Origin of the sequence: Micromonospora sp. NPDC023633 (assembly GCF_040640035.1) — a bacterium.
GTDB lineage: Bacteria > Actinomycetota > Actinomycetes > Mycobacteriales > Micromonosporaceae > Micromonospora.
In genome coordinates, this window is the sequence record NZ_JBFABB010000228.1 from 1 (window position 1) to 5,593 (window position 5,593).

Sequence of the window (5,593 nt, forward strand, 5' to 3'; positions counted from 1 at the left end):
CGCGGGTGCCGGTGCCGGCCAGCCGGCGCGGCGCCACGTTGATCTCGACATCGCGCGGGGTGTACGCCCGGGCGTCGGAGATGCCACCGACCCCCGGCTCGCCGGAGCGCGGCTCGCCGCCCCGGCCACCGGCGTTACGCGACGAACCGCGCCGGGAGCCTGTGGCGTCCCGGCGCGGTTCCTCCGATCTCGGCGGCACGGTCGTCAGCCTCCCGCGCCCTGCTGGCTGGTGATCGAGGGCTGGCCCCCGGCCGGCTGCGGCACGCCGATCACCTTGCCGTCGGGCAGCCGGATGTAGGCCGGCTCGCCCGCCTCCACCAGACCCAGCTGGCGGGCCCGGGCCTCCAGGTTGCCCGGGGCCTCCGCGTCGGCGATCTGCTTGTTCAGCTGCTGCTGCTCCACGTCGAGCTTGGCCTGCTGCTCCTGGAGCTTCTCCAGCCGGAAGGCGTTCTCGTTGATCTTCGTGTTGACCAGCAGGATGCCGAGCACCCCGCCGACCACCAGCACCAGCACCAGCGCGGCGAACGGCGCCCGCGGCACCTTCACCGGCGGCGGCGGCGCCACCCGCAGCCGGGGCGGGCGCGCCGTGCCGACGCTCTCCCGCTCGGCCGGCCGCAGCGCGGCGCTGCCCTGGGTCGGGAACTCGCGCGCCCCCCGGGCGCGAGTCTCCCCCTGCTGGTTCGCGCGGTCCGCCCGCGGCGTGCCGGTCCCGATGCGCGTGGCCCGCTCCGCCGCGGTCCGGCCCCCCGACCGCGGTGCGCGCTGCCCGCCGCCGGTGACGTCCCGGCGGTCGCGCTTGTCATTCGTCATGTCCCTCCCCCTCTTCGTCCGTCCCTGTCCCGTCCCCCGGGGTCCGTCGGATCCGTGTCGGATCCGGGGGACCCCGCCCCTGGTTGGTGCATCGCCTTCACCCGCCGGCGGTACCGTTCGCGGTCGGTACGCCCCTGCTGCGCCGCGTCCGGGTCGAGTCGCTCCGCGGCCCGCAGCCGCACCGAGGCGGCCCGCGGGTTCGCGGCGACCTCCACCTCCCCGGGCAGTTCGGCGCCCCGGCTGAGCAGCCGGAACGTCGGACCGGACCCGGGCAGTTCGACCGGGAGGTCGACCGGGCCCTTGCTGCGGACCCGGTCGCTGAGCGCCGCCTTGGTGAGCCGGTCCTCCAGCGAGTGGTAGGACAGGACCACCATGCGGCCGCCCACGTTGAGCTTGTCGAGCGCGGCTGGCAGCGCCGTCTCCAGCGCTGCCAGCTCCTTGTTTACCTCGATCCGTAAAGCCTGAAACGTTCTCTTGGCCGGGTGTCCCCCGGTTCGTCGCGCGGGTGCCGGAATGGACTCCCTGACCAGTTCGGCCAGCCGCGCCGACGAGGTGATCCGGGCCCGCTCGCGCTCGCGGATGATCGCCGAGGCGATCCGGCCCGCGAACTTCTCCTCGCCGTAGACCCGCAGCACGCGGGCCAGGTCCGGATGGGCGTAGGTGTTGACCACCTCCTCGGCGGTCGTCCCCCGGGTCTGGTCCATCCGCATGTCCAGCGGGGCGTCCTGCGCGTAGGCGAACCCGCGGTCGGGTGCGTCGAGTTGCAGGGAGGAGACCCCCAGGTCGAACAGGATGCCGTCGATTGCCGGATAGCCCAGCCGGTCGAGCACCTCCGGGAGCTCGTCGTAGACGGCGTGCTCCAGATGGACGCGGTCGGCGAAGCGGGCCAACCGGACGCGCGCGTGGGCGAGCGCCTCGGTGTCCCGGTCCAGCCCGATCAGCACCGTCTCCGGATGCGCCTCGAGCACCGCCTCGGCGTGCCCGGCCAGCCCCAGCGTCGCGTCGACGTGGACCGTCCGCCCGCCCCGGCCCAGCGCGGGGGCCAGCAACTCGAGACACCGCTCGAGCAGCACCGGCACGTGCGTGCCGCGTAGCTCCCCCATGTCGACCCCCACTGGTGTGAAACCTTCGTCCTTCACGCGTCCGTCGCCGGACGACGCCGTGCCGTCGTACCGCCAGATCCCCATCCGCTCCCGCCCGTCGGAGGCCGCGGCCCTCCGATCGGATCGTGCGCCTGGCACCGGGGAAGGGGTGCCAGGAACTCGAAAGCGGGTGGAGATCTCGCAGTACGTCGGGCGTCGTCACGCCCTACAGACCGCCGGGCAGCACCCCCTCCTCGATGTCGGCGAAGTCGTCTTCGCTCTCCGCGAGGTAGGTCTCCCAGGCAGCCTTGTCCCAGATCTCCACCCGGGTGCTCGCGCCGATCACGACCAGATCCCGGTCGAGAGTGGCGTAGGCCCGCAGGTGGGCCGGGATCGTCACCCGACCCTGCTTGTCGGGCACCTCGTCGTGCGCGCTGGCGAAGAAGACCCGGCTGTAGGCCCGGGCCGCCTTGTTGGTCACCGGCTGCGCGCGCAACTGCTCCGCGATCCGCTGGAACTCGGGCATCGGGAAGGCGTAGAGGCAGCGGTCCTGCCCTTTGGTGATCACGACACCCCCCGCCAACTCGTCCCGGAACTTCGCCGGGAGGATCAACCGGCCTTTGTCGTCCAGGCGTGGGGTGTGGGTGCCGAGAAACATCGGCCCAACCCCCTCGCCCTTGAGCGGCGTTCGCGGCGCCGCTGACCCCCCGGGCCGGTGGGCCCTCCCGGCCTCACCATTGGGCCCCACTCTACTCCACTTCCCTCCACCCGCAACCAGAATCGCCCGCGTGGCGCGGCCTTTCGGCGCGCAAAACAGCACGTCAATGGGGGTGGAGCGGAGTGGAGGGCCGCGGCGCCCGCCGGGCCCGTCCGCTTTCCGACATAGATCGACTCCGTCCGGCTGAGCGCGGTCCGACCGCCCCGCCGGGTCACCCCGGCCGAACGGTTCGCCGTCGGCGGCGATCTGGCGGGGTCGCCGGTCCGGTAACCTCGCTCGGGTGACGGACGCGAAGATGCCCCTGCGGGCAAAGGTGGCCAGCTCGGTGTCGCGGACCGCCGCGGCGCTGTCGCGGGCCGCGGGGCGCGGTGACGGCTCGGTGATCGGCGGCTGGATCGGCCTGAAGATCGACCCAGACCTGCTGGCCCACCTGTCGGCCGGGCGCGCCATCGCCCTGGTCTCGGGCACCAACGGCAAGACCACCACCACCCGGCTCACCGCGGCGGCGGTCGGGGTGCTCGGCCGCGTCGCCACCAACTCCTTCGGCGCCAACATGCCGACCGGCCACACGTCGGCGCTCGCCAAGGCCGGCAGCACGCCCTACGCGGTGCTGGAGGTGGACGAGCACTACCTCGCCCAGGTGCTGGACGCCACCGAACCGCACGTGGTGGCGCTGCTCAACCTCTCCCGCGACCAGCTCGACCGGGCCAAGGAGGTCGCCATGATGGCGCAGCTCTGGCGCGCCGCGCTGGTCCGGCACACCAACGTCCGCATCGTCGCCAACGCCGACGACCCGATGGTGGTGTGGGCCGCGACCCCGCCGCCCAACCACGACCACCGCATCGCCCCGCCGCAGGTCACCTGGTTCAGCGCCGGGCAACGCTGGCACGACGACTCCTGGGTCTGCCCCGAGTGCGGCTCCACCATCCAGCGCTCCGGCGACCAGTGGTGGTGCAGCGGCTGCCCGCTGCGCCGGCCCGAGCCGCAGTGGATCGTGGAGGACGACGGCGTGGTCGATCCGACCGGCGCCTGGCACAAGGTCAAGCTCCAGCTCCCCGGCAAGGTCAACGTCGGCAACGCCGCGACCGCGCTGGCCGTCGCCGCCGAGTTCGGCGTCCGGCCCGTCGACGCGGTGCTCCAGCTCGGCACCGTCACCTCCGTCGCGGGCCGCTACGCCCAGGTCGACCGGGACGGGCGCAACATCCGGCTGCTGCTGGCGAAGAACCCGGCCAGCTGGCTGGAGGCGTTCGACATGGCCGACGAGGCGCCGACGCTGCTCTCCATCAACGCCCGGGACCCCGACGGGCTGGACACCTCGTGGCTCTTCGACGTCGACTTCGCCCCGCTACGGGGCCGGCAGGTGCTGATCACCGGCGACCGCGCGTACGACCTCGCGGTCCGGCTGGAGGTCAACGACGTGCCCTTCCAGCACGTGCGGACGTTCGACGACGCCGTCCGGTCGGTGCCCCCGGGCCGCCTGGAGGTCATCGCGAACTACACCGCGTTCCAGGACATCCGAGCGGAGTTGGACCGTGTCAACTGAGAGCCTGCGCATCGTCTGGATCTACCCCGACCTGCTCTCCACCTACGGCGACCGTGGCAACGCGCTGATCCTCGCCCGCCGGGCGCGCCAGCGCGGCTTTCCGGTCGAGGTGCTGGAGGTGCGCTCCGACCAGCGCCTCCCCTCCACCGCCGACATCTACCTCATCGGCGGCGGCGAGGACGGCCCGCAGGCGCTCGGCGCGCAGCGGCTGCTCGCCGACGGCGGCCTGCACCGGGCGGTCGCCCAGGGCTCGGTCGTGTTCGGAGTCTGCGCCGGCTACCAGCTCCTCGGCACCTCCTTCTTCGCCAAGGGCACCCTCTGCGCCGGGCTGGAACTGCTCGACCTCTCCTCCGACCGGGGGCCGACCCGCGCGGTCGGCGAGCTGGCCGGCGAGATCGACCCGCGGCTGGGCGTGCCGGCGCTGACCGGGTTCGAGAACCACGGCGGGCGCACGCACCTCGGCCCGGGGGTCTCCCCGCTGGCCCGGGTCACCGCCGGGGTCGGCAACGACGGCGCCACCGAGGGGGCGTGGCGGGGCAAGCTGCTCGGCACCTATTCGCACGGCCCGGCCCTGGCCCGCAACCCCGCCCTCGCGGACCTGCTGCTGCGCTGGGCCACGGGGGCGCACCAGCTCCCGCCGCTGGACGACAGCTGGCCGGATCGGCTGCGCGCCGAGCGCCGCGCCGCGGTGGCCGCCGCCGCCCGGGCATGATCCCCGCCGTCCGTCGGCTGCTGCGGCAGCCGTCGGCCGTCCGGTTCGCGCTGCTGCTGCTCCTGCTCGCCGCCTTCGGGGCGACGCTGCTCGTCGTCGACCTGCCCGAGGCGCACCAGCTGCCCCGGATGGCCGACCGGCTGGGCGGTCTCGCCCCCGTGGCGGCGGTGCTCGGCGGGGCGCTGCTGCTGGTCGCGCTGGTGCCCCGCACCTTCATCACGCTCGCCTCGGGCGCGATCTTCGGCGCGCTGGAGGGCGCCGCGTACGCGCTGGGCGCCGCGCTGCTCGCGGCGGCGCTGGGCTTCACGGTCGGTCGCCTCCTCGGGCGGGAGTTCGTCGCCGACCGGGTGCGCGGCCGGCTGGCCCGGCTGGACGGCTGGTTCGCCCGGCAGAGCGTCCTCGGCGTGATCACCGTACGGCTGCTGCCGATCGCCGGCTTCGGGCTGGTCAGCTACGGCTACGGCACCACCGGCGCCCGGGTGCTGCCGTTCCTCGCCGGCAGCGTGCTCGCCTCCGCCCCCACCGCCTTCGGCTACGCGGCGGTGGGCGCGGCGGTCACCTCCCCCGGCGACATGAACTGGTTCGGCGCCGCTCCGGCCGCGCTCGGCCTGGTCGCCAGCGTCGTGCTGATCCGCCGCTGGTGGCGCGCCGAGCGACAGCGCCGGCTCGGGCCGAGCTGAGGCCGGCGGTGCGCAGCGGGCCGCCCGGCGCGGGCGGGGACAGCGGGC

Annotated in this window: 6 protein-coding genes and 1 pseudogene; 3 read left to right on the forward strand and 4 right to left on the reverse strand. The window is 74.4% G+C overall.

Features of this window, described 5'->3' with window-relative positions; genetic code table 11:
- The 4 genes and pseudogenes from AB0G13_RS33810 to mraZ all read right to left on the reverse strand — a co-directional run.
- The coding region (locus tag AB0G13_RS33810) for a hypothetical protein (RefSeq protein ID WP_357883507.1) at nucleotides 1-199 on the reverse strand (199 nt) is incomplete at its 3' end.
- A gap of 5 nt (nucleotides 200-204) precedes the next feature.
- Nucleotides 205-810: a septum formation initiator family protein gene (locus tag AB0G13_RS33815; protein WP_357883510.1), complete on the reverse strand. Its 606-nt coding sequence runs from the start codon at nucleotides 808-810 to the stop codon at nucleotides 205-207.
- Nucleotides 800-1,913: pseudogene (rsmH, locus tag AB0G13_RS33820) on the reverse strand (16S rRNA (cytosine(1402)-N(4))-methyltransferase RsmH). Before rsmH ends, AB0G13_RS33815 begins: the two are co-directional and overlap by 11 nt.
- A 205-nt stretch (nucleotides 1,914-2,118) precedes the next feature.
- A complete protein-coding gene (gene mraZ / locus AB0G13_RS33825; protein WP_357883513.1) occupies nucleotides 2,119-2,550 on the reverse strand; it encodes a division/cell wall cluster transcriptional repressor MraZ in 432 nt (143 codons plus the stop codon).
- A gap of 355 nt (nucleotides 2,551-2,905) precedes the next feature.
- Here mraZ and AB0G13_RS33830 point away from each other — a divergent pair, with 355 nt between their 5' ends.
- From AB0G13_RS33830 to AB0G13_RS33840, 3 genes are read left to right on the forward strand one after another with little or no spacing between them, the layout of a single operon-like run.
- On the forward strand, nucleotides 2,906-4,153 hold the full coding sequence (locus tag AB0G13_RS33830) for a MurT ligase domain-containing protein (protein ID WP_357883522.1): 1,248 nt from the start codon (nucleotides 2,906-2,908) through the stop codon (nucleotides 4,151-4,153).
- Nucleotides 4,143-4,865, forward strand: coding sequence for a glutamine amidotransferase (locus tag AB0G13_RS33835; RefSeq protein ID WP_357883516.1), 723 nt, complete (start codon nucleotides 4,143-4,145; stop codon nucleotides 4,863-4,865). The genes AB0G13_RS33830 and AB0G13_RS33835 overlap by 11 nt, the downstream gene beginning before the upstream one ends.
- The gene (locus AB0G13_RS33840) at nucleotides 4,862-5,545 is read left to right on the forward strand and encodes a VTT domain-containing protein (protein ID WP_357883519.1); all 684 of its coding nucleotides are present in this window, start codon (nucleotides 4,862-4,864) and stop codon (nucleotides 5,543-5,545) included. The genes AB0G13_RS33835 and AB0G13_RS33840 overlap by 4 nt, the downstream gene beginning before the upstream one ends.
- The last annotated feature ends 48 nt before the right edge of the window (nucleotides 5,546-5,593 follow it).

Coding starts and splice junctions, on each gene's coding strand:
- AB0G13_RS33815 (WP_357883510.1), bottom strand. CDS start 810: ATGACGAATGACAAGCGCGACCGCCGGGACGTCACCGGCGGCGGGCAG.
- mraZ (WP_357883513.1), bottom strand. CDS start 2,550: ATGTTTCTCGGCACCCACACCCCACGCCTGGACGACAAAGGCCGGTTG.
- AB0G13_RS33830 (WP_357883522.1), top strand. CDS start 2,906: ATGCCCCTGCGGGCAAAGGTGGCCAGCTCGGTGTCGCGGACCGCCGCG.
- AB0G13_RS33840 (WP_357883519.1), top strand. CDS start 4,862: ATGATCCCCGCCGTCCGTCGGCTGCTGCGGCAGCCGTCGGCCGTCCGG.